Genomic DNA, 21590 nt, shown 5'->3' with positions numbered 1-21590 from the left:
CTCGCTCAGCGCGTCGGCGCGCGCAGCGGGGTGCCGACGCTCCGCAGCTCGGCAAGGGCCCCGGCCACCCCGTGCAGCAGGTCGGTCGCCTCGGTGAGCCGGTCGGCGGCCGGGTGGGCGGTCTCCGGGCGGGAGTCCTCGGCCAGATAGCCGGCGGCGGCGACCACCAGCCGCTCGTACGCCGCCACCCCGCCCTCCAGTTGGGCGGTGAGCGCGGCGTGCGCCTCGGCCAGCGGCGGCCGGGCATCGGTCGGGGCCAACCGTAGCGCGCGTTCGACGCTCGCCACCCGTGCGGCCAGGTCACGCAGCGAACGGTCGGCGGCGGCGGCCTCCAGCACCGCCGGCTCGGCCAGGCCGGTGAGCCGGGGGGCCATCCCGGCCAGGGTGAGCGCCGCCCGGTCCAGTCGGGCCCACTGCTCCCCAGCGCTGGTGCCGCGCAGCGCGATCCGGGAACGAACCCGACGCACCTCGGCCAACACACCCGGGCCGACCGGCAGTCGCTCGACGGCGGCGATCAGCCGGGCCCGCGACCGGGCCGCCGCCTCGGCCGGATCCAGCGCCGGAGGCGCCGGCTGGGCGGCCAGGGCGCGCACGTCGATCCAACGCCAGGCGGCGAGCGCCACCGCACTGCCCGCGGCGCCGGCCCAGGCCGCGTCGGGCAGACCAAGGCCGGCGTACGGAGTCAGCACCGCCGCCGCACCGCCGAGCCCTCCGGCCAGCACACTCCACCGTCGGGCCGATCGGCGAAGCCGACCCAACCGCCGGAAGTACCGCGTCCGCTCGTCAGCCACAGTGACCCCCTCGATCCGGTCGTTCAGCCGGCGGCGGTCGGGTCGCCGGTGCCCCGCTCGCGAGCCATGCTGGCGCGCAGCTCGTCCAGGCGGGCGGCAGCCGTCGGGTCGTTCGCCGGGCCGGTCTTTTCGGCCTGCGGCACAGCCTGCCGCTGGGCAGCACCGCCGAGCTGCTCCCCCGCCATGCTGGACCGGATCTGCTCGAGCCGGGCCGAGCCGGCCGAGTCGATGGTGGCCTTCTGAATCTCCAACATACGGCCCTCGACGGAGTTGCCGGCCAGTTCGGCGCGACCCATCGCGTTGGCGTACCGCCGTTCGATGCGATCACGCACCTCGTCCAGTGACGGCGTGTTGGTGGGTGCGGTGAGCGACGACATCGACTCCAGGGAGCGGGCCACCGTCTCCTGCATCTTGGCCTGCTCCAGCTGGCTGAGCAGCTTGGTGCGCTCGGCGAGCTTCTGCTGGAGGATCATCGAGTTGTTCTCGACCGCCCGGCGGGCCTGGGCGGCGGCGCCCAGCGCCTGGTCATGCAGGGTCTTCAGGTCCTCGGTGGCCTGCTCGGCGGACACGAGCTGACTGGCGAGCGTCTGCGCGGACTGCTCGAACCGCACCGCCTCGGCCTCGTCACCCTTGGCCCGGGCCTGGTCGGACAGCACCAGCGCCTGCCGGGCGTTGCCCTGCAACCGCTCGACCTCGGTCATCTGCCGGGACAGCTTCATCTCCAGCTGACGCTGGTTGCCGATCACCGCGGCAGCCTGCTGAACGAGCGCCTGGTGCTGCCGCTGGGCATCCTCGATGGCCTGCTGGATCTGCACCTTGGGATCGGCATGCTCGTCGATCTTCGCACCGAAGAGTGCCATCAGGTAGTTCCAACCCTTGACGAACGGGTTCGCCATCTCCGTGGTATCCCCTCAGTAGCGTCGCTCCACCACGGCCGGGCCGGCTGAACCGACCGACCGTCACCGGCCGGTCTCCATCGTCCCAGCCGAACGCCAATGGGGCATCCGTACCGGGCGTCGACGGCACCGGCGGCTCCTGCGAGCAACCCTACGCGGCCGGGGCGAGCCCGCCCACGGTCAACCCGATCGGCGGCTCAGGCCGCGCAGACCACGTCCCGGTCGCGCTCGGTCGGGCGGACCCGGGTGCTGCGCAGGGTGGCCTTGAGCGGCGACTCCTGGCGGACCGAGACGGCGACCTTGCCGTCGGAGGTGACCTGACGGACCCCCCGGTTGGTGCTCTTGGCGGCGTCGGCCGGCTCGTCCGGCATCGAGACGAGCACCCCGGGCATCTGCTCGGCGAGCGCCACGGTGTCGCTCACCTCCAGCAACAGCTCGGACAGGCGGGCACCGAGGGCGTCACAGATCGCGGCGAGCAGTTCGCTCGACGGCTCCTTGTGCCCGCGCTCGATCTCGGAGAGGTAGCCGAGGCTGACATTCGCGGCGGTGGAGACTTCACGCAGCGTGCGCTGCTGAACCTGTCGGCGCGCTCGCAGTGCGTCACCGATCACCCGGCGTAGCAGGATCATCGCACCTCCCCCTGAGGGATACCTCACGCCCGCCGACGGGCAGCCGGTCGCGGCGGGCCGCGCCGGCCCCGAACGTCGGAGCCTTCCCGCAACCGTACCCGTTGCGGGCCCGGGCGACATCCCGCCCCGCCCGTCGGTTCGCCGGGACGGGGCCCACCGGGACCCGGCCGCCGCCCGTTCCCGCCCGTTCCGGCGGGTTCCGGCCGTAGGCCGGGCGGCGGACCCGGGCGACACGGGTCGGATCCGGTGGGTCTCCATCGCGGTTCCGGCTGGTGGGGAGTTGGCAGTTCCGGCCCTGGCGTTCAGGAGGTCGCGGCGGTGAGCCGCTCGGCGAGCAGCCGCAGCGCCTCGACCACCGCCTCCGCGCGGACGTGGTCCCGCCCGGTGCCCAGGTCGAGCTGGCGGACCTCGCCGCCGTTCGGGCCGGCGACCGCCACGTAGACCAGGCCCACCGGTTTTCCGTCCTGCGGCTCCGGGCCGGCGACCCCGGTGGTGGCCAGCCCCCAGTCCGCGCCACACCGCTGCCGGCCCCCCTCGGCGAGCGCGGCGGCCACCTCCGGGTCCACCGGCCCTCGCTCGGCGAGCAGCTCGGCGGGGACGCCGGCCAGGGTCGCCTTCAACTCGGTGGCGTAGACCACGAGGCCACCCCGGTAGATCCCGCTGACCCCGGCGATGGTCACGATCGAAGCGGCGAGCGACCCACCAGTGAGCGATTCGACGGTGGCCAGGGTCTCGTGCCGCTCGGCGAGCCGGTGCACCACCGCAGCCGCCGCACTCTCCACCTCAGAACCACCTACCCCAGACCCACCCACCCCAGACCCACCCACCCCGTCATCACCCACGTCGACACCACCACCCACTCCACCATCACCGTCCGCCCACCACCGCACCAGCCCTCCCCGACCAACCGATCCCCAAACCCACCCCCCACCCCCCACCCCAACCCCCACCCCAACCCCCACCCCCGACCCGATCGCGTCGATCATGAGGTTGACGTTGCGACACACCGCCCCGGACCTCGACAACCTCATGATCAACGGGGCGCTGGAGGGCCGGAGGCCGGAGGCCCGGGGGGGCGGGTGGGGCGGGGTGGGTTAGCGGGGGCGGCGGAGGCGGAGGGCTTGGGCTATGTAGTCGAAGCCGGTGGCGACGGTGACCAGGACGGCGGCAGCCATGATCCAGGGGCCGACGGCGGCGAGGGCGGCCGGCATCGGCCAGAGGTACCAGGCGATGGCCAGGATCTGGAGCGCGGTCTTGACCTTGCCGCCTCGGCTGGCGGCGATCACGCCGTGCCGGATCACCCAGAACCGCAACCCGGTGATGCCCAGCTCGCGGACGAGGATCAGCGCGGTCACCCACCAGGGCAGTCGGTCGTACCAGGAGAGCAGCACCAGGGCCGCGCCGGTGAGCGCCTTGTCGGCGATCGGGTCGGCCACCTTGCCGACCGAGGTGACGAGCCCGAAGCGGCGGGCGATCCAGCCGTCCACCAGGTCGGTCGCCGACGCCACCGCGAAGATCAGGCAGGCCGCCATCCGCCAACCGGAGTGGGTCATCCCGGACACGATCACCGAGGCGGCGAAGACCGGCACCAGCACCAGCCGCAGGGCGGTCAGCGCGTTCGCCGCGTTGACCACCGGCACCACGGCGACCACCCGGGCCGGCGTCGACTCCGTGGCCCCGGTCACCGCCGCACTCCGCTCGGGTCGCCGTGGCGTTCCCGGCACCGCACCACCTGGGTCCCCCGCTCCGCTCGGGCCCGCCGTCACCGTGCCGCGCCGGGCGCCGCCGAGATCATCTCATCCGGCACGGCGAGCAGGTCCACCCCTTCGGTGCCGGTCACCGTTGCGCGTACCAGATCACCAGGACGCAGCGCGGCCAGGTCGACCCCACCCTCGGCCGGGGCGACGAGCGTGGTGGAACCGTCCACCTCCGGCGCCTGGTGGGCCGCCCGGCCTTCCACGACGCCGTCCTCGATCGAGTCGACGAGCACCTCGACAGTCGAACCGAGGCGGTCCTCGGCCCGCTGCGAGCAGAGCTCGTCGGCGAGGGCGCTGAGCCGGTCGTACCGCCGCTTGATGGTCGCGGCGGAAACCTTGCCGGGCAGGCCGGCGGCCTCGGTGCCGTCCTCGTCGCTGTAGTCGAACATGCCGATCGCGTCGAGCCGGGCCTCGGTGAGGAACCGGACCAGCTCGTCGACGTCGGCGCGGGTCTCGCCGGGGAAACCGACGATGAAGTTGCTCCGGGCGCCGGCGTCGGGGGCCAGGGCGCGGGCGCTCGCCAGCAGCTCCAGGAAACGGTCGGTGGAGCCGAAACGTCGCATCCGGCGCAGCACCGGTTCGCTGGAGTGCTGGAACGACAGGTCGAAGTACGGGGCAACGCCCGGGGTGTTGGCGATCGCCTCGACCAGCCCGGGCCGGGTCTCGGCCGGCTGGAGGTAACTGGCCCGCACCCGCACGATGCCGGTCACCGCGGCGAGTTGGGGCAGCAGCTTCTCCAGGGCGCGCGGGTCACCCAGGTCCTTGCCGTACGAGGTGGAGTTCTCGCTGACCAGCACCAGTTCCCGTACGCCGCTCTTGGCCAGCCACTCCGCCTCGGCGAGCAGCTCGTCCGGCGTACGCGAGACGAAGGCCCCCCGGAAGGCCGGGATGGCGCAGAACGCGCAGCGGCGGTCACAGCCGCTGGCCAGCTTCAGCGAGGCCACCGGCCCGTTGTCGAGCCGTCGGCGCAGCACCTGGCGCAGGTGCGCGGGGGTGTGCTCGTCGGTGTCGACGACGGTGCGGCTCACCGTGCCGTGGCCGGGCAGGGACACGGTGCTGTCGCGGCGCTGCACGGGGGTCAACGGCAGCAGCTCACGCCGGTCTCGTGGGGTGTGCGCGGTGATCTGCTCCCCGGCCACTACGGCGTTCAGCCGGGCGGCGATGTCGGGGTAGTCGTCGAAGCTCAGCACCGCCTGAGCCTCGGGCAGGCTGTCGGCCAGCTCCCGGCCGTACCGCTCGGCCATGCAGCCGGCGGCGACCACCTTGGCGCCGGTCCCGGCGGCGGCGAGCAGGGTCTGGATGGAGTCCTGCTTGGCCTTCTCCACGAAACCGCAGGTGTTGACGACCACCACGTCGGCGCCCTCGCCGTCGGTGGTGACCTGCCAGCCGTCGGCGTGCAGGCGGGCGGCCAGCTCCTCCGAGTCGACCTCGTTGCGGGCACAGCCCAGGGTCAGCAGGGCGACGCGACGGCCCTCGGCGGGCTCAGCGGGAGAAGGAGAGGTGGCAGACACCATCCGAGGGTACCGGGCCGGCCCGGTGGGCCGACGCACGCGGGCTGCGGAGACGGTTGACACGGGGGCGGACCTCATTCCGGTCAGCGCGCCTCGGCGCCGACCCGGGTGAGCGCGTCGAGCAGGAAGACCTCGGTGCCGGCCAGGCCGGTGGAGCAGAAGACGGAGATCTGGTCCGCGGTGGTCCGGCCGGGGACCGCGCCGGCCAGGACGCTGCCCAGGTCGCGCAACCGCCCGGTGTACGGGGGTGTGGCAGCGAGCATCGGCGGCTGGTAGTCCGCCGCCTGGGCCGGCGAGTCGGTGACCAGCAGGTCGGCGGTGTCCAGCAGGTCGGTGCCGAACTCGCTTCGGTCACGCTGCTTGAAGCCGACAGCGTTGACGTGCGTGCCGGGGCTGAGGTCGGCGGCGCAGAGCACCGGTGTCGGGCTGGTGGTCGCCAGCACCACCAGGTCCCGCCCGGCGACGGCCAGGCCCGGGTCAGCCACCGCACGGCCCGGCACGCCCAGCTCGGCACCGACCCGGGCGGCGAAGGCCTCCCGCCGGGCGGCGGACCGGCTGTGCACCACCACCTCGCGCAGCGGGCGGACCGCGGCGGCGGCCCAGACCTGCGTCCACGCCTGCCGACCGGAGCCGATCACCCCGAGGGTGGCGGCTTCCGGACGGGCCAGCGCGTCGACCGCGACACCACCCAACCCTCCGGTACGCCGGGAGCCCAACTCCTCGCCGACGGCGACCGCCCGGATCGCCCCGGTCCGGGCGTCGTGCAGCACCACCAACTGCTCGCCCTGCGGGTGGCCGAAGGTGTCGTACGAGCGGAAGCCGTACCACTCGTCGACCAGGTGCCCGGCGGTCAGCACCATCCGTCCGCCGCTCAGTGGCGCGGCGGTTCGGGGCGGCGCGATCAGGCGTCCCTCGTACGCGGCCAGGAGGGCGGCGCGCATGGCGCCGACAGTGGTGGCGGCGTCCAGCGCGGCGGCGACCTCGGGGTCGGCGTAGAGCATGGTCATGCTGGCGATACTGCAAGTTGAAGTCAGGTGGAGGTCAACGGAGCGTGTCGGTGGTCACCGCCCCGGCGCCGGGTGCGGTGCTAGCGTCGGCACCGGTGGCCGGATGTTCGGCCGCTCCGGACGAGTGGTGGGCGTACCCGGTCAGGCCAAGACGTCCCGCGTGACGTGCAGACCCGACTCGTCCCGGTGCGGCAGCCCGGGCACTTCCGTGAGGTGGACGATGGCCTGGCTCGTACTGGTGATCTCGGGACTGTTGGAGACGGCCTGGGCGATCGCCCTGGACCGCAGCGCCGGTTTCAGCCGGCTGGTCCCGTCCGTGGTGTTCGTGGTGACCCTGCTGTTGAGCATGGCCGGGCTGTCGTACGCGCTGCGGGACATTCCGGTCGGCACCGGCTACGCGGCCTGGGTCGGCATCGGCGCGGTCGGCACCGCGCTGGTCGGGATGCTGGCGCTCGGTGAGTCGGCGAGCCTGCCCCGCATCCTCTGCCTCCTGCTGGTGGTCGCCGGCGTGATCGGTCTCAAAATCTTCCACTGAGGTGCGTCGTCGGCAGGCGTGGCCAGTGCCCACAGTGGGTAGTGATCAATTCGTCACGACAGGCTCTCACCCGGAGGAAGACATGGCCGACATGCCCAGCACCGCCCGTCCCCGCAGCAACGCCGCCCGCATCCTCACCATCGTGGGCTTCGTCTTCGCGGTCCTGGCCCTGCTGCTCAGCCCGATCATCTTCGGTGTGCTCGGCGTCGTCGCGGGTGTCGTCGGCGCGGTGCTCGGTGACAAGCCGCTGGGGTGGTACGCCGCCGCGGCCAGCGTCGTCGCCGCGATCCTCGGTGTGGTGGTCTTCGCCGCGCTGATCAGCAACTGACCGCTCCCCACGTCGCGGGCCCGCCGGTTACCGGCGGGCCCGTCGTGTGTCCACTGTCGACCGCCCGGTCAGTCCACGTCGCCGCGCAGGCCGCTCAGGACCTCGTCCAGCTCGTCCGGCTTGACCAGCACGTCACGTGCCTTCGACCCCTCGGACGGCCCGACGACTCCCCGGGTCTCCATCAGGTCCATCAGGCGGCCCGCCTTGGCGAAACCGACCCGCAGCTTGCGTTGCAGCATCGACGTCGAGCCGAACTGCGAGGTGACCACCAGCTCGACCGCCTGCACCAACAGGTCCAGGTCGTCGCCGATGTCCTCGTCGATCTTCTTCTTGCTCTCCTGTGCCGGGGCCAGCACGTCCTTACGGAACTCCGGCTCACGCTGGTCCTTGCAGAACTTCACCACGTCGGCGATCTCGCGCTCGGTGACCCAGGCGCCCTGGATGCGGACCGGCTTGGAGGCACCCATCGGCAGGAAGAGCCCGTCACCACGGCCGAGCAGCTTCTCCGCGCCCGGCTGGTCGAGGATGACCCGGGAGTCCGCGAGGGATGAGGTGGCGAACGCCAGCCGGGACGGCACGTTCGCCTTGATCAGACCGGTCACCACGTCGACGGAGGGCCGCTGGGTGGCCAGGACCAGGTGGATGCCGGCGGCGCGGGCCAACTGGGTGATCCGGACGACGGAGTCCTCCACGTCGCGCGGCGCGACCATCATCAGGTCGGCCAACTCGTCCACGATCACCAACAGGTACGGGTACGGACGCATCTCGCGTTCGCTGCCCGGCGGGGCCTTGATCTCGCCGTTGCGGACCTTGCGGTTGAAGTCGTCGATGTGCCGAACCCCGTTGGCGGCGAGGTCGTCGTAGCGCATGTCCATCTCGCGGACCACCCAGTCCAGCGACTCGGCAGCCTTCTTGGCGTTCGTCACGATCGGGGTGACCAGATGCGGGATGCCCTCGTACCCGGTCATCTCGACCCGCTTCGGGTCGATCAGCAGCAGCCGCACCTCGTCCGGCGTGGCCCGGGTGAGGACGGACACCAGCAGAGTATTGAGGCAGCTCGATTTTCCCGCGCCAGTGGCCCCGGCAATGAGAATGTGCGGCATCTTCGCGAGGTTGGCCACCACGTAGCCGCCCTCGATGTCCTTGCCGAGCGCCACCACCATCGGGTGGTGGTCGCTGGTCGCCGCCCGGGAGCGCAGTACGTCACCGAGGGCCACGTTCTCCGGGTCGGTGTTCGGGATCTCCACGCCGACGGCGCTCTTGCCCGGGATCGGGCTGAGAATCCGCACGTCCGGCGACTTCACCGCGTACGCGATGTTGCGGGACAGCTGGGTGATCCGCTCGACCTTGACGCCGTGCCCCAACTCCACCTCGTAACGGGTGACTGTCGGGCCACGGGTGAAGCCGGTGACCGCGGCGTCCACGTCGAACTGGTCGAACACGCCGGTCAGCGCGGCGATCACCTCGTCGTTGGCCTTGCTGCGGGTCTTCGCGGCGGCCCCGGCGCTGAGCATGTTGGCCGGCGGCAGGGTGTAGTCCCCGGCCAGCCCGGTCAACGCGAGTTGCTCGGCCCGGGTCGGGGCGGGCGAGTGCTCCGGCGGATCGACAGGTGGCTTGCGGCTCGCCGGCACCTTCGCCGGAGCCTTGCGGGGCAGCACCATCGTCTCCTGGAGGTCCACCCCGTCCAGGTCCTCGAAGTCGTCCGGGTCCAGTGGTGGTGGCATCCGCTTCGACTGGCGCTTGCGCGCCGGTCTGACGGCCGGCTCGTCGACCTCCTCGTCGGCGTCCGGTGCGCTGACCAGCCCTCCGGCGAGCAGGCCCAGCCGCTCGGGAATCTTGTTGATCGGCGTCGCGGTCACCACGAGCAGACCGAAGAGCAGCAGCAGGATCAGCAGCGGCACCGCCACCCAGGCGGTGACGGCCCGCTCCAGCAGACCGCCGACACCCGCGCCGACCAGGCCGCCGGCGAAGTCACGTTCCACCGTGTCGGCCGGGTCCTGGCCGATCTGGAGCAGCGCGGCCGTCGACACGAGCAGTGAGCCCCAGCCGATCAGGCCACGCCCCCGGTGCTCCGGATCGGCCGGCTGACGCATCAGCCGCCACGCCCCGATCATCAGCAGCACCGGTACGACGATCGAGATCGCGCCCAGGAACAGCCGGATCGTGTCGGCGAGCTGCGCACCCACCGGCCCCGCCCCGGACAGCCAGAGCGCCACCGCGGAGAGCAGGGCGAGCCCGAACAGGAGCAGTCCCGCGCCATCCCGACGGTGCTCCGGGTCGAGGTCACGGGCCGAGGCGGCCTGCCGGCCGGCGGCGCGCACCGCCCAGCCCATTCCGTGCGCAAGCCCCATCCACAGTGCACCGACCGCACGGCCGACGTAGACAGCCGGGCTGGGCCGCTGCGGCGTGGTGCGACGTCGCACCGGCGCCCGGGGGGTCTTCTTCGCCGGTTGACGGGCACGACTGTTGGAGCCACCACGCGGCGACGCGCCGCGCCGCCGACTCGCCTGAGAGGTACGGCCCGCCATAGAGTCACGGTAACGGTGGGGCCGGGCAGATCCCCGCTTTTCCGGGTCGTGTCCGCGCGTCGTAAAACGAACCCCACCGCCGGTCGTGATATCCGCCTCAGAAGGGATGCCCCATGGCGTCGCCGGAAATCGAGGGTGATCCGGACGATCCGCTGGCCGGGCACCCTGGCGCTCTGCGCCCGCTGACCGGCGAACTGGTCGCCGCGGTGCTCGCTGCCCGCGGCCGGTCCGTCGACCCGACTGCGGACGGCGAGTTGGTGGGCCACTTCGACGACAACCTGATCTGGTTCCTCCGCGTCGGCGGCGACGGGGAACTTCTTCAGATCCGCACCATGGTCGACCCGACCTTCGGCATCGAACGGGTGCCCGAGCTGTACGCGTTCTGCAACTCCTGGAACCACGACCGGCTCTGGCCGAAGGCTTTCGTGCACGTCGACGACAACGGTCGGGCCCGGGTGTACGGAGAGGTGATCACCGACCTGGAACGCGGCGTGACCCCCCACCAGCTCGACCAACTGCTCGACTGTGGCATCTCCACCGGCTGCCAGCTGGCCGTGGCGGTTCGTCGACTGCCCGGCGCGGTGCCCTCGTGACCGGCCGGGACGAGGTCACCGGCAGCCGCACCGGCACACCGTCCACCGGTGCCGGTGACCGCCCCGGGCGGGGCCGCGTACCGGCGTTGGAAGCCGCGCTCGCCGACGCCCGGGACCTTCCCGACGGCCCGGCCCGGCAGGTGGCCCTGGAACGGCTGGCCGAGCGCGCCGACGCGGCCGGCGACGTCAGGTCCGGGATGGATGCGCGGTTCGCGCTGATCGAGGCGTACCTGCTGCACGGGGAGCGGTGGCGTCTGGTCGAGCCGGTCCGGCGTTGCCGGGCCGCCGCCGACCACCGCCCCGACCTGCTCACCGATCCGGAGACCGGGCTGTTGCTGCGCTACCAGCGGTACGCGGTGGAGGCGCTTCTCGGCACCCCCCGGGTCGGGCTGGACCAGACCCGGTCCCTGCTGCACGACCTGGCCCACCGGGTCGGCGCGGACGGTCCGGACACCCCGACCGTCGCGGAGCTGCACTGCCGGATCGCCGATCACCTGGGCGACGAACCCACAGCCCGACACTGGTACGAGCGGTGGTCCGGCAAACGACCCGGCCCGGCGGGCGGCTGCCCCGGTTGCGCCTCGGCCCGGCGCGCCGATCTACTCGCCGGCTGGGGCGAGTGGACCGCGGCGCTCACCGAGCTCGCCGCACCCGACGCTGACCTACGGTCCTGCACCGACCAGCCCGAACGGGACCTGGTCGCCGCTCTGCTGCCGGCACTGCGCACCGGCGAGCCGGAGCGGGCCGCGGCGGCGCACGTGCGGGCGTACCGACGGCACCGGCACGAACCTGCGGCGTTCCCGCACCTCGCCGCGCACCTGCGGTTCTGCGCGCTGGGCGGGCACCTGGAACGCGGGCTGGCCATCCTGGCCGAGCAGTTGCCCCGGCTGGACCGGCCGACCGACGATCTCGCCGCCATGGAGTTTGCCGCCGCCGGGGCACTCGTCTGCGGGCTGGCCGTGGACGCCGGGCTGGGTGGGCGGACGATGCCCCGCCCGGCGTACGGCGAACGGACCGCCACCGAGGTGGACGTCGCCGCCCTCGGGGCGCTGCTGCTCGGGGTGGCGAGCGAGTTGGCCGGCAGCTTCGACGCGCGCAACGGCACCGGGCACCACTCCGGACGGATGGCCGCCTGGTTGGCCGAGCGCCCCCTCGCGGCGCCGGTTGCCCTGCCCACCGACGACGAGCCTGACGAGCGCGACACCGACCCCTCCGAGGCCGAGGCCGAGCTGGGTGAACGCGAGTTGTCGGCGCTCTCCCTCACCATGATCACCTCGATCCTGGACGGGCGCGGCGACACGTACCTGGTGGACGAGGGCGGGACGGTGGTCGGCCACTGGGACGGCGCGGTGATCCAGTTCCGGCGGGCCGGTGAGCGCGGCGAGGTGCTGCACGCCCGCGCCATGGCCAACCGCCGGCTGCCGGCGACCCGCCGCGCCGAGGCGTACGCGTTCTGCAACGCCTGGAACCACGACCGGCTGCTGCCGAAGGCGTACGCGCACGATCTCGGCGACGAGTTGGTGCTGGCCGGCGACGTGGCCACCGACCTGGCGCACGGGGTCGCCCCGGCGCAGCTACGGGTCCTCCTGGACGCCGCCATCGCCACCGGCGTCGCGTACGCCGAGGCCGTCACCGCCCTGCCCTGACCCCGGGTACGGCGAACGCCGGCCCACCCCGTCTCGGGTGGACCGGCGTCAGCGGGAGTTGCTCAGACCTCGACGACTGTCGGCACGATCATCGGTCGACGACGGTACTTGTCGTTGACCCACCGCCCCACGGTCCGCCGGACGATCTGCTGGAGCTGGTGCGGGTCGGTGATGCCGTCCGCCGCGGCCCGGTTGAGCGCCTCGGTGACAAGCGGCACCACCGGGTTGAACGCCTCCGGGTCCTCGGAGAAGCCCTTCGCGGAGAGCGTCGGGCCGGCGACCACCTTGCCGGTGACCGAGTCGACGACGACAGTGGTGGCGATGAAACCGCCGTCACCGAGGATGCGCCGTTCGGTGAGCAGCGACTCGCTGACGTCACCGACGGCGAGGCCGTCCACGTAGACGTACCGGCTCTTCACGTGCCCGACCAGGCTGGCGCGGCCCTCGACCAGGTCGACAACGTCGCCGTCCTCGCAGATCACCACCCGGTCGGCGGCCACCCCGGACTCGATGCCGAGGCGGGCGTGGGCGCGCAGGTGACGCCACTCGCCGTGCACGGGCATCAGGTTGCTGGGCCGGACCACGTTGAGCAGGTAGAGCAGTTCGCCCGCCGGGGCGTGCCCGGAGACGTGCACCTTCGCCACGTCCTTGTGCACGACCACCGCGCCGGCCCGGGCGAGGCGGTTGATCACCCGGTAGACCGAGGTCTCGTTGCCCGGCACCAGCGAGGAGGCCAGCACGACGGTGTCACCGGGGGCGATGGTGATGTGCCGGTGGTCGCCGCTGGCCATCCGGCCCAGCGCACTCATCGGCTCACCCTGGGACCCGGTGGACATCAACACGATCTCATCCGGCGGCAGCGTGGTCGCCTCGTCGATGCTGATGACCAGGCCGGCCGGGATGTTGAGCAGGCCGAGGTCCCGGGCGATGCCCATGTTGCGGACCATGGACCGGCCGATCAGCGCGACCTTACGGCCGTGTTCGGCAGCGGAGTCGAAGACCTGCTGCACGCGGTGCACGTGCGAGGCGAACGACGCAACGATGATGCGACCCTTGGCCTTCGCGAAGATCGAGTCGAGCACCGGCCCGATCTCCCGCTCCGGGGTGACGAAACCAGGGATCTCCGCGTTCGTGGAGTCGGACAGCAGCAGATCGACACCCTCGGCGCCGAGCCTGGCGAAACCGGCCAGGTCGGTGATCCGACCGTCGAGCGGCAACTGGTCCATCTTGAAGTCGCCGGTGTGCAGCACCAGGCCGGCGGGGGTACGGATGGCCACCGCGAGGGCGTCCGGGATCGAGTGGTTGACAGCGAAGAACTCACACTCGAACGGGCCGAGCCGCTCGCGGCCACCCTCCCGCACCGTGAGCGTGTACGGCTGGATGCGCCGCTCGGCCAACTTCGCCTCGACCAGGGCGAGGGTGAACTGTGAGCCGACCAGCGGGATGTCGGGCTTGTGGGCGAGCAGGTACGGCACCGCGCCGATGTGGTCCTCGTGGCCGTGCGTCAGCACGATCGCCTGGACGTCGGCCAGCCGGTCCAGGATCGGACCGAAGTCGGGCAGGATCAGGTCCACACCCGGCTGCTCGACGTCGGGGAACAGCACCCCGCAGTCGACGATCAGCAACTTGCCGTCGTACTCGAAGACGGTCATGTTCCGGCCGATGGCGCCGAGCCCGCCGAGCGGGATGATCCGCAGGCCGCCCTCCGGCAGCGGCGGGGGTAGTTCCGCCTCGATGTGCGCCTCGGTCACGCGTCCACCTCATTCTGCGACGCCGTTACTCGACGTCCATCGTGTCGTTCGTTCATTCGGGCAGCTCCAGGCCCGCTGCCGCGAAGTCCGCGCGCAGCTGGGCGATCTCGTCGTCGGTGGCGTCCACGAGCGGAGGTCGCACCGGGCCGGCTGGCAGGCCCAGCGACGCCAGGCCCGCCTTCACCAGGATGGCGCCCTGGGTACGGAAGATGCCGGTGAACAACGGCAGCAGCCGGCGGTGCAGGGCCAGTGCGGCAGGCATGTCCCCCGCGTCGTACGCCTCGATCATCTGTGCGGCCAGCGCCCCGGTGAAGTGCGTCGAGGTGCCGACCACGCCCACGCATCCGACGGCGAGCGCCGGCAGGGTGAGCGCGTCCTCGCCGCTGTAGAAGGCGAGGGCGGTCCGGCTGGTTACCCAACTGGTGGCGGTCAGGTCGCCCTTGGCGTCCTTGACCGCGACGATCCGGCCGTGTTCGGCGAGCCGGACCAGCGTCTCGGTGTCGATCGGCACGCCCGAGCGGTGCGGGATGTCGTACAGCATCACCGGCAGGCCGGTGGCGTCGGCCACCGCGGTGAAGTGTCTCAGCAACCCGCTCTGCGGCGGCTTGTTGTAGTACGGGGTGACCACCAGCAGGCCGTGGGCACCCGCCTTCTCGGCGGCGGCGGCCAACTCGATGGTGTGCCGGGTGTCGTTGGTGCCGACACCCGCGACCACCTTGGCACGGTCACCGACGGCCTCCACCACGGCCCGGATCAGGTGTTCCTTCTCCGCTTCGGTGGTGGTCGGCGACTCGCCGGTGGTGCCGTTGACCACGAGCGCGTCGTTGCCCTGCTCATCGACCAGGTGGCTCGCCAGCCGGGCAGCGCCGTCAAGATCGAGGGAGCCGTCGGGGGTGAACGGGCTCACCATGGCTGTGAGCAGCCGGCCGAAGGGGCGGGACGCCGGTCGGGCCGCAGCGTCAAGGTGGTCGTGCGTCATACCGTCCAACCTAGCGGACGACCAGCCGGGGCCCGCCGGGGAAGGGCTCAGGACGCCTCGTGCGGGCTGGCCGCCACTTCGGTGCCGTCCGCCAGCTTGGAGATCACGAAGTCGGCGAACACGTTCGGGGCGACCCCCTGGAGCTGGCGGAGGCACTCCACCGCCAGCTCGCGGATCTCCACGTCGGCGTGCTCGGTGGCCCGCATCGCGACGAAGTGCCGCCAGGCCCGGTAGTTGCCGGAGACCACGATCCGGGTCTCGGTGGCGTTGGGCAGCACCGCACGCGCCGCCTGCCGGGCCTGCTTGCGACGCAACGTCGGGTTCGGCTCGTCGGAGAAGCGCTGCTCAAGGCCCTCCAGCAATTCGGTGTACGCCCGAACGCTCGCCTCCGCAGCCTCCACGAACTTCTTGTGCAGCTCCGGGTCGTCGGCGATGACCGCCGGCTCGACCATTGCCGCGTCCCGCTCCGGGACGTAACGCTGGGAGAGCTGGGAGTACGAGAAGTGCCGGTGCCGGATCAGCTCATGCGTGAAGGAGCGGGACACCCCGGTGAAGTAGAAGGTGACCGACCCGTGCTCCAACACACTCAGGTGACCCACGTCGAGGATGTGCGCCAGGTAGCCGGCGTTGGTGGCGGTCGCCGGGTTCGGCTTCTTCCACGACTGGTAGCAGGCCCGGCCGGCGAACTCAGCGAGCGCCTGGCCACCCTCCGCGTCCGTCGACCACGGCACGTCGTCCGGGGCCGCGAATTGGGTCCACGCGATCAACTTGACCTGGGGCTGCACCATGTCCGGCATTCCTGGGACTGTAGTGGGGGGGTGCCGCACGGCCCAACTCAGGCGCGCCCCGTGCAAGTTCGATCACTCAGCCAGCAGTCAAGCCGCCGACATCCCGTGGCGCCCGATCTGGCGGGCACCCGAGCCGGCGCGGCCCTCGAGGTGGCACGGCCCTCGAAGTGGCGTAGTGCCTGAGCTGGTGCGGCGCCCGGAGTGGTAGGCGCCAGGGCGGGTCCAGATCCCAGGCATTCGTCGAGGCCGGGGCGGACCTTGTCCTCCATGTCCTTTGGAGCTGAATCGTTTACGACATCATCTCCGGCGGTTGGGCCGCCACGCCAACGAGCGCCGGCCCGAAGGCGGCCCAGGCCACCGAGTGGTCCGAACGGCCGAACGCTCAATCGCGACCGGAACGACCCCCCGCAGCCCGAGCAGCCCGAGCAGCCCGATAGCCCGAACACGCCGAGCAGCCCGATAGCCCGAACACGCCGAGCCGCCCGACGCCCGAACACGCTGAACTGCCCAACGCCCGAGCAGGCTGACCAGGCCGACGCCCGAGCAAGCCCGAACGGGCCACGCCGTCCAAGCCTCCTGAACGACTCGGGCAGTGCCAGCCCGAGCGGTGGCTTCCGCCCACAAGATCGCGCAACATCCTGGATGTAGTGGCATCCCCAGCGCCCGAAACCACTACATCCAGGATCGAGCACGATCTTGGGCGAACTCCGTCGGCCCCGTTGCGCCGTCGGCGCGGGTATAGAGCTGCCCAACGCGGTGATCGACTCGGGCTCCTGGAAGTCGCGGTATCCGGGTCGGGCGGATGGCCCGGTTTCCTGCATGCCGAGTCGATCATCGGCTGGCGGGCTTCAAAGGACTTTCGGCAGCTACCGCCGAGCCCTCGGCACGCCGCCGGTACCCGAAGCGCCCCACCGACGCCCGAACGGCCCGAGCGCACCCCGACGCCCCAACGTCCCGAGCGCCACCCCAACGCCCGAACGGCCCGAGCGCACCCCGAGGCCCAACGTCCCGAGCGCCACCCCAACACTTCAACGACCCGAGCGGCCACCCGAACCCGAGCAGCCCAAGCAGGCAGCGGTCAGACGAGAAGGACGACGAGGAGGAGGAGACGGACGAGGCCCTGATGTCGCAGACGAGTCAGCTCTAAAGGACGCCGAACAACGAATGCCGGCCGAGCCCCACATCCGCGCGGCGGCGCAAGTGGGAACACCAACACATCGGGCGGCAGCGCATCGGGCGGCGGGTCGGGAGCGGTGCGCAAGACACAAACCCTCAGCGGCAGCAAGTTGGGGGCGGCGCGCAAGGCACCAACGCGTCGGACGTCGACAGGTCAGGCGCGGCGCACCAGAGGGCTGCGCGCCAGACGACGGCAGGTCAGGCGCGGCGCACCAGACACCATTGCGTCAAACGGCGGCAGGTCAGGCGCGGCAGGGCGAGGGCGGCGCGTCGGGCGGTGGCCGGTCAGACGTAGAGCGAGGTGAATGGCGCCCAGGGCAGGTTGCGGAGCACCGAGAAGGCCAGCCATGCGGCAAGGAAACCGCCGATGACCTTCGAGCTGATCCGCAGCTCAGGCAGTCGCCAACCGAACGCCTGGCTGCCCGCCCACGCCACGAAGAGGTACGCGAGGAACGGCAGCGCGAAGATGAAGACGAAGTGGTGCCGGGCGGCGGCCGGCAGGTCGCCGTGCAGCACGTACCAGAGGGCGCGGGTGCCACCGCAGCCTGGGCAGTCAAGCCCGGTGGTCAGCTTGAGCAGGCAGGTGGGCGCGGCGTCCGGGTCGGCGTGGGTCGGGTTGCTGAGCAGGGCGTAGCTCATGCCGATGGCGACGCAGCCGAGCGCGGCCAGCGGCACCGCCCACCGTGGGGATCGTTCGTAGAGCCGCAGCACGAAGCGGGTGAGCCGGTCCGGCTCAGGCGCCGCGTAACCATCCGGCGGGGCCGCCGGCCACGCGTCCGGCCCAGATCCGGCAGGAGCCGGGCCACCAGCGCCCGGGCCACCAGAACCGAAGCCGCCGGGACCAGGGCCACCGGCGCTTCCGTCGGCTGACGCCAGGTGGACCGCGCCAGGGGCGGGCTGCGGCTGGTCGACCGGTCCGGGAGCGCTCGTCACGCGCTCACGGTACACCGGACACGCCGGCCAACGCGGCGGTGAGCGGACCGGCCAGGTCGCCGGCGGTGGGCGGTGCCACCGCGTCCAGGCCGAGCCAGCCGGCGAGCCGGTACAGCTCGGCGGCGAGCGCCATGGCGGTCTCTCCGGGGTTGGCGCCGGGTTCGAGCCAGGCGGCCGGGACCAGCAGCACCCCGGCCTTGCGATCGGCCTTCAGGTCGACCCGCGCGGTGAACCGGTCGCCCTGCAGGAACGGCAACACGTAGTAGCCGTAGACCCGTTGTGGGGCCGGGACGTATATCTCGATCCGGTAGGTGAAGCCGAACAGCCGCTCGGTGCGGGCCCGTTCCCAGATCAGCGGATCGAAAGGGCTGACCAGGGTGTTGCCTCGCACCCAGCGGGGCAGCCGGGCGGACGTGTGCAGCCAGGCCGGCTGGCGCCAACCCTCCACGGTGACCGGCACCAGCTCACCGGCCTCGGCCAGCTCCGCGACGGCCTGCCGTGCGCCGGCCAGCGGCAACCGGAAGTAGTCGCGCAGCTCGGGCTCCGCGGCCACCCCGAGTGACTGCGCCGCGAGGGCCACCAGCGTGCGGTACGCCTCGGCGTCGGTGGGGGTGGGCGCGGCCAGCACCGCTGCGGGCAGCACCCGCTCGGGGAGGTCGTAGCGGCGGGCGAAAGAGGTGCTGCGTTCGGCGGCGGTCACCTCGCCGGCCCAGAACAGGAATTCCAACGCCCGCTTGACCGCCGACCAGTTCCACCCCCAGTTGCCGGTCTCGCGGGGGGCGTCGTGCTCGATCTCGGCGGCGGTCAGCGGCCCCCGGGCGGCCACCTCGTCGCGGACCCAGGCAACAAGCTCCGGCTGCTCCTGGGCGATCCGTCGCATGCCGCCCCAGGATTCGCTGTGCGCGCGGACCATCCGCCAGCGCAGCATGGGGTGCAGCTCGACGGGCACCAGTGACGCCTCGTGGCCCCAGTATTCGAACAGCTCACGCGGGCGGCGGTAGGCGGCCTGGTCGAGCAGTGTGGTCGGGTAGGGCCCGAGTCGGCTGTAGAGCGGCAGGTAGTGCGCGCGTTGCAGCACGTTCACCGAATCCATCTGGATGAGCCCGACCCGGCCCAGCACCCGACGGAGATGCCGGCGGGTGGGCACGCCTGTCGGCGCCGGGTCGGCGAAGCCCTGGGCTGCGAGCGCCACGCGGCGGGCCTGGGCGAGCGAGAGTGATTCCGGTGCGGTCATCGTCGGCGACACTAATTCATCGGTACGACGCCGGTGCGGGAAGCTGGACGTGACGACCAACGGGGCATAGAACGGTGCAATGCTGACCATCCGTCGGGAGGAGCCGGACGACGCCGAGGCGGTCGCCCGGGTGCACGTGCACGGCTGGCAGGCGGGCTATGCCGGGTTCATGCCGGACGAGGTGCTCGGGCGGCTCAACGTGGTGGCCTGGGCGCAGCGTCGTCGCGACATCGGCACCGCCGATCCGGAGCATCCGTTCACCACACTGCTCGGCGAGGTGGACGGTGCGGTGGTGGGTTTCACCACCTTCGGGGCGTACCGCCGAAACCAGGACCGGGACGACCTGGACGAGACTGTCGGCGAGGTGGTGGCGCTCTACGTGGAGCCGGCCCACTGGGGTGACGGGACCGCCGCGTCGCTGCTGGACGCGGCCCGGGGTGGGCTCGTCGAGCGGGGCTGGGACGGGTACCGGGCGTGGGTGCTGGCGGACAACCGGCGCGCGCGGCGGTTCTTCGAGCGCGCCGGCCTGTCACCGGACGGTGAGCGCTCGACCTACCAGGTGCCGCTGGCCGGTGGGGGCCCGCCGGTCGGGCTGGTCGAGCTGCGGTACGCCGGACGCCTCGACGGTTGACCCGTCCGGGGTGAGCCAGCGGCGGATCGGCAGGAAGGCCAGCAGCGCCAGACTGACCCACACGTAGGCGTTGCTGCCCAGGAAACCGTCGACGCCGGTGAAGTCCTTCTCCCAGAACCAGACGGTACGGCTGATCAGCAGCGCGTACCCGATGGTCGCGGCGACGAGCAGGACCCGCCGGCGGCGGCCGGCCGGCGCGGCCATCGCGTTGTCGACGAGGAGGATCAGGGCGGGCAGCAGCCAGACCAGGTGGTGCACCCAGGTGACCGGGCTGACCAGACACATCACCGCGCCGGTGAGCGCCAGCCCGGTGGCCTCGTCGCCGGCCGCGACGGCGGCCCGGGACCGCCAGGCCCAGAGCGCCAGGGTGCCGAGCACGAGGACCAGCCACAGCACTGTGCTCGGGTGCTGCGGGTCGAGCCGGGCGACCACCCCGCGCAGCGACTGGTTGGAGACGAAGGCCAACTCGCCCACCCGACCGGTGTTCCACAGCGCCTCGGTCCAGAACTCCCGGGACGCGTCGGGGAACAGCGCGGCGGCCAGCAGCGACACCCCGGCGGCAGTGCCGCTCGCGGTGAGTGCGGCCCGCCAGCGCCCGGTCACCAGCAGGTAGACGATGAACACGCCAGGGGTCAGTTTGATCGCCGTGGCGAGGCCGATGCCCACCCCGGTCCACCGGTTGCCGGCCGGCAGCAGCCGCAGCAGGTCCACCGCCACCAGGAAGAGCAACAGCGTGTTGACCTGGCCGAAGTTGACGGTCTCCCGCAACGGCTCGAACGCGGCGGCCAGGCAGAGCGCGACGGCGAGGGTGAACCACCTGGTCCAGCCGGCGCGGCGGGCGATCGGGTCGACGAGCCACCAGATCAGCACAGTGGTGGTGGCCGCGCTGGCGAGCACGCTCACCACCATCGCGGCGGGCCACGGCAGGTACGCCATCGGCAGCATGACGAGCGCGGCGAACGGCGGGTACGTGAAGCCGTACTGGGTGCCCGGCTTGAGGTAGTCGTAGATCTCCCCGCCGTCGTGCACCCACCAGGTCAACGCCCCGTAGTAGACCTTCAGGTCGAAGAAGCCGTGCCGGGCGGCCGCGACGGCGAGGAACCCGGTGACCGCCGCGGCGAGCACCACCACCCCGACGACCTGCGCGGTCGTCCTGTTGGCACCCTGCGCCACCGTCGTCTCCCTCGCCCTGCGTAGGCTTCCGTCCCATGGCTCTCGGGTACGTCCGCCCGGCGCGTCCCGAGGACGCCGGCGAGATCGCACGCATCCAGCTCGCGACCTGGCGGGTCGCGTACCGCCGGATCCTGCCTCGGCATGTGCTCGACAACCTGGACGAGGCGTTCCTCGCCCGGCGGTGGAGCGCCGCGGTGCTGGAGCCGCCCTCGGGCGCGCACCGGGTGCTTGTCGCCGTCGAACAGGCCGAGCAATCGTATCTGGTGGGGTTCGCCGCCTCCGGCCCGGCCGACGCCGAGGCCCTCGCCCCGGGTGAGCCGGCCGACGCGCTCGGCCCGGACGTGGTGGCGGTGACCGACCTGCTTGTCGAGCCGCGCTGGGGGCGACGGGGCCACGGCAGTCGGCTGCTCGCCGCGGCCGTGGACCTGTGGCGGGAGGACGGGATGAGCCGGGCGGTGGCCTGGGCGTTCGACGGTGACGAGGCGACCCGCACGTTCCTCACCAGCACCGGGTGGGAGCCCGACGGCGCGGCGCGGGCGCTCGACGTCGACGACATGCTGGTGCCTCAGGTGCGCCTGCACGTGGCGGTTCCGGTCGAGAAGGTCGAGTGACCGGCTGCCGCACCGATGATGAGCGGCAGACGGGACGGGGCCTGCGTCGGCGCCGCAACCTCCGGCGTCTGGTTGAAGGCGCGGAACGCCTCG

20 protein-coding genes and 1 riboswitch are annotated in these 21590 nt (G+C 72.3%); of the genes, 6 read left to right on the top strand and 14 right to left on the bottom strand.

Features of this window, described 5'->3' with window-relative positions; all coding sequences use genetic code 11:
• Nucleotides 1-5: 5 nt before the first annotated feature.
• The 7 genes from ABZ406_RS24535 to ABZ406_RS24505 form a co-directional block, all read right to left on the bottom strand.
• Nucleotides 6-791, bottom strand: a complete 786-nt coding sequence (locus ABZ406_RS24535; RefSeq protein ID WP_357765933.1) for a hypothetical protein — start codon at nt 789-791, stop codon at nt 6-8.
• Between the two features lie 23 nt (nt 792-814).
• The gene (locus ABZ406_RS24530; RefSeq protein WP_357765930.1) at nt 815-1687 is read right to left on the bottom strand and encodes a PspA/IM30 family protein; all 873 of its coding nucleotides are present in this window, start codon (nt 1685-1687) and stop codon (nt 815-817) included.
• Between the two features lie 197 nt (nt 1688-1884).
• Entirely contained in the window at nt 1885-2316 is a 432-nt protein-coding gene (locus tag ABZ406_RS24525; RefSeq protein ID WP_357765927.1) for a helix-turn-helix transcriptional regulator, read from the bottom strand.
• A 302-nt stretch (nt 2317-2618) separates the two neighbouring features.
• A complete protein-coding gene (locus tag ABZ406_RS24520) occupies nt 2619-3098 on the bottom strand; it encodes a CinA family protein (protein WP_357765924.1) in 480 nt (159 codons plus the stop codon).
• 312 nt (nt 3099-3410) lie between these two features.
• Nucleotides 3411-4001, bottom strand: coding sequence for a CDP-diacylglycerol--glycerol-3-phosphate 3-phosphatidyltransferase (gene pgsA / locus ABZ406_RS24515; RefSeq protein WP_357765921.1), 591 nt, complete (start codon nt 3999-4001; stop codon nt 3411-3413).
• Between the two features lie 77 nt (nt 4002-4078).
• Complete coding sequence (gene rimO / locus ABZ406_RS24510; protein ID WP_357765918.1) at nt 4079-5587, bottom strand: 30S ribosomal protein S12 methylthiotransferase RimO; 1509 nt, start codon at nt 5585-5587, stop codon at nt 4079-4081.
• A gap of 80 nt (nt 5588-5667) precedes the next feature.
• Entirely contained in the window at nt 5668-6591 is a 924-nt protein-coding gene (locus ABZ406_RS24505) for an ornithine cyclodeaminase family protein (RefSeq protein WP_357765916.1), read from the bottom strand.
• Between the two features lie 92 nt (nt 6592-6683).
• A riboswitch (guanidine-III (ykkC-III) riboswitch) is annotated at nt 6684-6752 on the top strand.
• Between the two features lie 59 nt (nt 6753-6811).
• Between ABZ406_RS24505 and ABZ406_RS24500 the strand changes: the two genes are divergently transcribed.
• Nucleotides 6812-7126 carry an SMR family transporter gene (locus tag ABZ406_RS24500; protein ID WP_357765913.1) on the top strand — a complete coding sequence of 105 codons (315 nt, stop codon included), beginning with the start codon at nt 6812-6814 and terminating at the stop codon, nt 7124-7126.
• An 82-nt stretch (nt 7127-7208) separates the two neighbouring features.
• Nucleotides 7209-7454 (top strand): hypothetical protein, encoded by a 246-nt coding sequence (locus ABZ406_RS24495; protein ID WP_357765910.1) that lies wholly within the window; start codon nt 7209-7211, stop codon nt 7452-7454.
• 68 nt (nt 7455-7522) lie between these two features.
• Here the strand turns inward: ABZ406_RS24495 and ABZ406_RS24490 are convergent, their stop codons facing one another.
• Complete coding sequence (locus ABZ406_RS24490) at nt 7523-9982, bottom strand: DNA translocase FtsK 4TM domain-containing protein (RefSeq protein WP_357765907.1); 2460 nt, start codon at nt 9980-9982, stop codon at nt 7523-7525.
• Nucleotides 9983-10095: 113 nt separating this feature from the next.
• Here ABZ406_RS24490 and ABZ406_RS24485 point away from each other — a divergent pair, with 113 nt between their 5' ends.
• Complete coding sequence (locus tag ABZ406_RS24485; protein ID WP_357765905.1) at nt 10096-10575, top strand: YbjN domain-containing protein; 480 nt, start codon at nt 10096-10098, stop codon at nt 10573-10575.
• A gap of 86 nt (nt 10576-10661) precedes the next feature.
• Nucleotides 10662-12221 carry a YbjN domain-containing protein gene (locus ABZ406_RS24480; protein ID WP_357766143.1) on the top strand — a complete coding sequence of 520 codons (1560 nt, stop codon included), beginning with the start codon at nt 10662-10664 and terminating at the stop codon, nt 12219-12221.
• A 62-nt stretch (nt 12222-12283) separates the two neighbouring features.
• Here ABZ406_RS24480 and ABZ406_RS24475 read toward each other — a convergent pair whose 3' ends face one another.
• The 5 genes from ABZ406_RS24475 to ABZ406_RS24455 form a co-directional block, all read right to left on the bottom strand.
• Nucleotides 12284-13972, bottom strand: a complete 1689-nt coding sequence (locus tag ABZ406_RS24475; protein WP_355009544.1) for a ribonuclease J — start codon at nt 13970-13972, stop codon at nt 12284-12286.
• 52 nt (nt 13973-14024) lie between these two features.
• Nucleotides 14025-14951 (bottom strand): 4-hydroxy-tetrahydrodipicolinate synthase, encoded by a 927-nt coding sequence (gene dapA, locus ABZ406_RS24470; protein ID WP_357765901.1) that lies wholly within the window; start codon nt 14949-14951, stop codon nt 14025-14027.
• A gap of 47 nt (nt 14952-14998) precedes the next feature.
• Complete coding sequence (gene thyX / locus ABZ406_RS24465; protein ID WP_357766140.1) at nt 14999-15739, bottom strand: FAD-dependent thymidylate synthase; 741 nt, start codon at nt 15737-15739, stop codon at nt 14999-15001.
• Between the two features lie 1461 nt (nt 15740-17200).
• Nucleotides 17201-17791 (bottom strand): DUF2752 domain-containing protein, encoded by a 591-nt coding sequence (locus ABZ406_RS24460; RefSeq protein ID WP_357766137.1) that lies wholly within the window; start codon nt 17789-17791, stop codon nt 17201-17203.
• A 61-nt stretch (nt 17792-17852) separates the two neighbouring features.
• Nucleotides 17853-19082 carry a crosslink repair DNA glycosylase YcaQ family protein gene (locus ABZ406_RS24455; protein WP_357765898.1) on the bottom strand — a complete coding sequence of 410 codons (1230 nt, stop codon included), beginning with the start codon at nt 19080-19082 and terminating at the stop codon, nt 17853-17855.
• A gap of 79 nt (nt 19083-19161) precedes the next feature.
• Here ABZ406_RS24455 and ABZ406_RS24450 point away from each other — a divergent pair, with 79 nt between their 5' ends.
• A complete protein-coding gene (locus ABZ406_RS24450) occupies nt 19162-19713 on the top strand; it encodes a GNAT family N-acetyltransferase (RefSeq protein ID WP_357765895.1) in 552 nt (183 codons plus the stop codon).
• On the opposite strand, the gene ABZ406_RS24445 is transcribed toward ABZ406_RS24450, so the two are convergent.
• Nucleotides 19612-20886: a glycosyltransferase 87 family protein gene (locus ABZ406_RS24445; protein ID WP_357765892.1), complete on the bottom strand. Its 1275-nt coding sequence runs from the start codon at nt 20884-20886 to the stop codon at nt 19612-19614. The genes ABZ406_RS24450 and ABZ406_RS24445 overlap by 102 nt on opposite strands.
• Nucleotides 20887-20921: 35 nt before the next feature.
• Between ABZ406_RS24445 and ABZ406_RS24440 the strand changes: the two genes are divergently transcribed.
• Nucleotides 20922-21497 (top strand): GNAT family N-acetyltransferase, encoded by a 576-nt coding sequence (locus tag ABZ406_RS24440; protein WP_357765888.1) that lies wholly within the window; start codon nt 20922-20924, stop codon nt 21495-21497.
• Nucleotides 21498-21590: the final 93 nt, after the last annotated feature.

This window comes from Micromonospora sp. NPDC005710 (genome assembly GCF_040630995.1).
Classification (GTDB): Bacteria; Actinomycetota; Actinomycetes; order Mycobacteriales; family Micromonosporaceae; genus Micromonospora.
The sequence above is the reverse complement of the archived record's forward strand: the minus strand, read 5'-3'. Positions and strand labels throughout refer to the sequence as shown.

Coding starts and splice junctions, on each gene's coding strand:
- ABZ406_RS24490 (WP_357765907.1), bottom strand. CDS start 9,982: ATGGCGGGCCGTACCTCTCAGGCGAGTCGGCGGCGCGGCGCGTCGCCG.
- ABZ406_RS24455 (WP_357765898.1), bottom strand. CDS start 19,082: ATGACCGCACCGGAATCACTCTCGCTCGCCCAGGCCCGCCGCGTGGCG.
- ABZ406_RS24505 (WP_357765916.1), bottom strand. CDS start 6,591: ATGACCATGCTCTACGCCGACCCCGAGGTCGCCGCCGCGCTGGACGCC.
- ABZ406_RS24500 (WP_357765913.1), top strand. CDS start 6,812: ATGGCCTGGCTCGTACTGGTGATCTCGGGACTGTTGGAGACGGCCTGG.
- ABZ406_RS24440 (WP_357765888.1), top strand. CDS start 20,922: ATGGCTCTCGGGTACGTCCGCCCGGCGCGTCCCGAGGACGCCGGCGAG.
- ABZ406_RS24530 (WP_357765930.1), bottom strand. CDS start 1,687: ATGGCGAACCCGTTCGTCAAGGGTTGGAACTACCTGATGGCACTCTTC.
- ABZ406_RS24495 (WP_357765910.1), top strand. CDS start 7,209: ATGGCCGACATGCCCAGCACCGCCCGTCCCCGCAGCAACGCCGCCCGC.
- ABZ406_RS24485 (WP_357765905.1), top strand. CDS start 10,096: ATGGCGTCGCCGGAAATCGAGGGTGATCCGGACGATCCGCTGGCCGGG.
- rimO (WP_357765918.1), bottom strand. CDS start 5,587: ATGGTGTCTGCCACCTCTCCTTCTCCCGCTGAGCCCGCCGAGGGCCGT.
- thyX (WP_357766140.1), bottom strand. CDS start 15,739: ATGGTGCAGCCCCAGGTCAAGTTGATCGCGTGGACCCAATTCGCGGCC.
- ABZ406_RS24525 (WP_357765927.1), bottom strand. CDS start 2,316: ATGATCCTGCTACGCCGGGTGATCGGTGACGCACTGCGAGCGCGCCGA.
- ABZ406_RS24450 (WP_357765895.1), top strand. CDS start 19,162: ATGCTGACCATCCGTCGGGAGGAGCCGGACGACGCCGAGGCGGTCGCC.
- dapA (WP_357765901.1), bottom strand. CDS start 14,951: ATGACGCACGACCACCTTGACGCTGCGGCCCGACCGGCGTCCCGCCCC.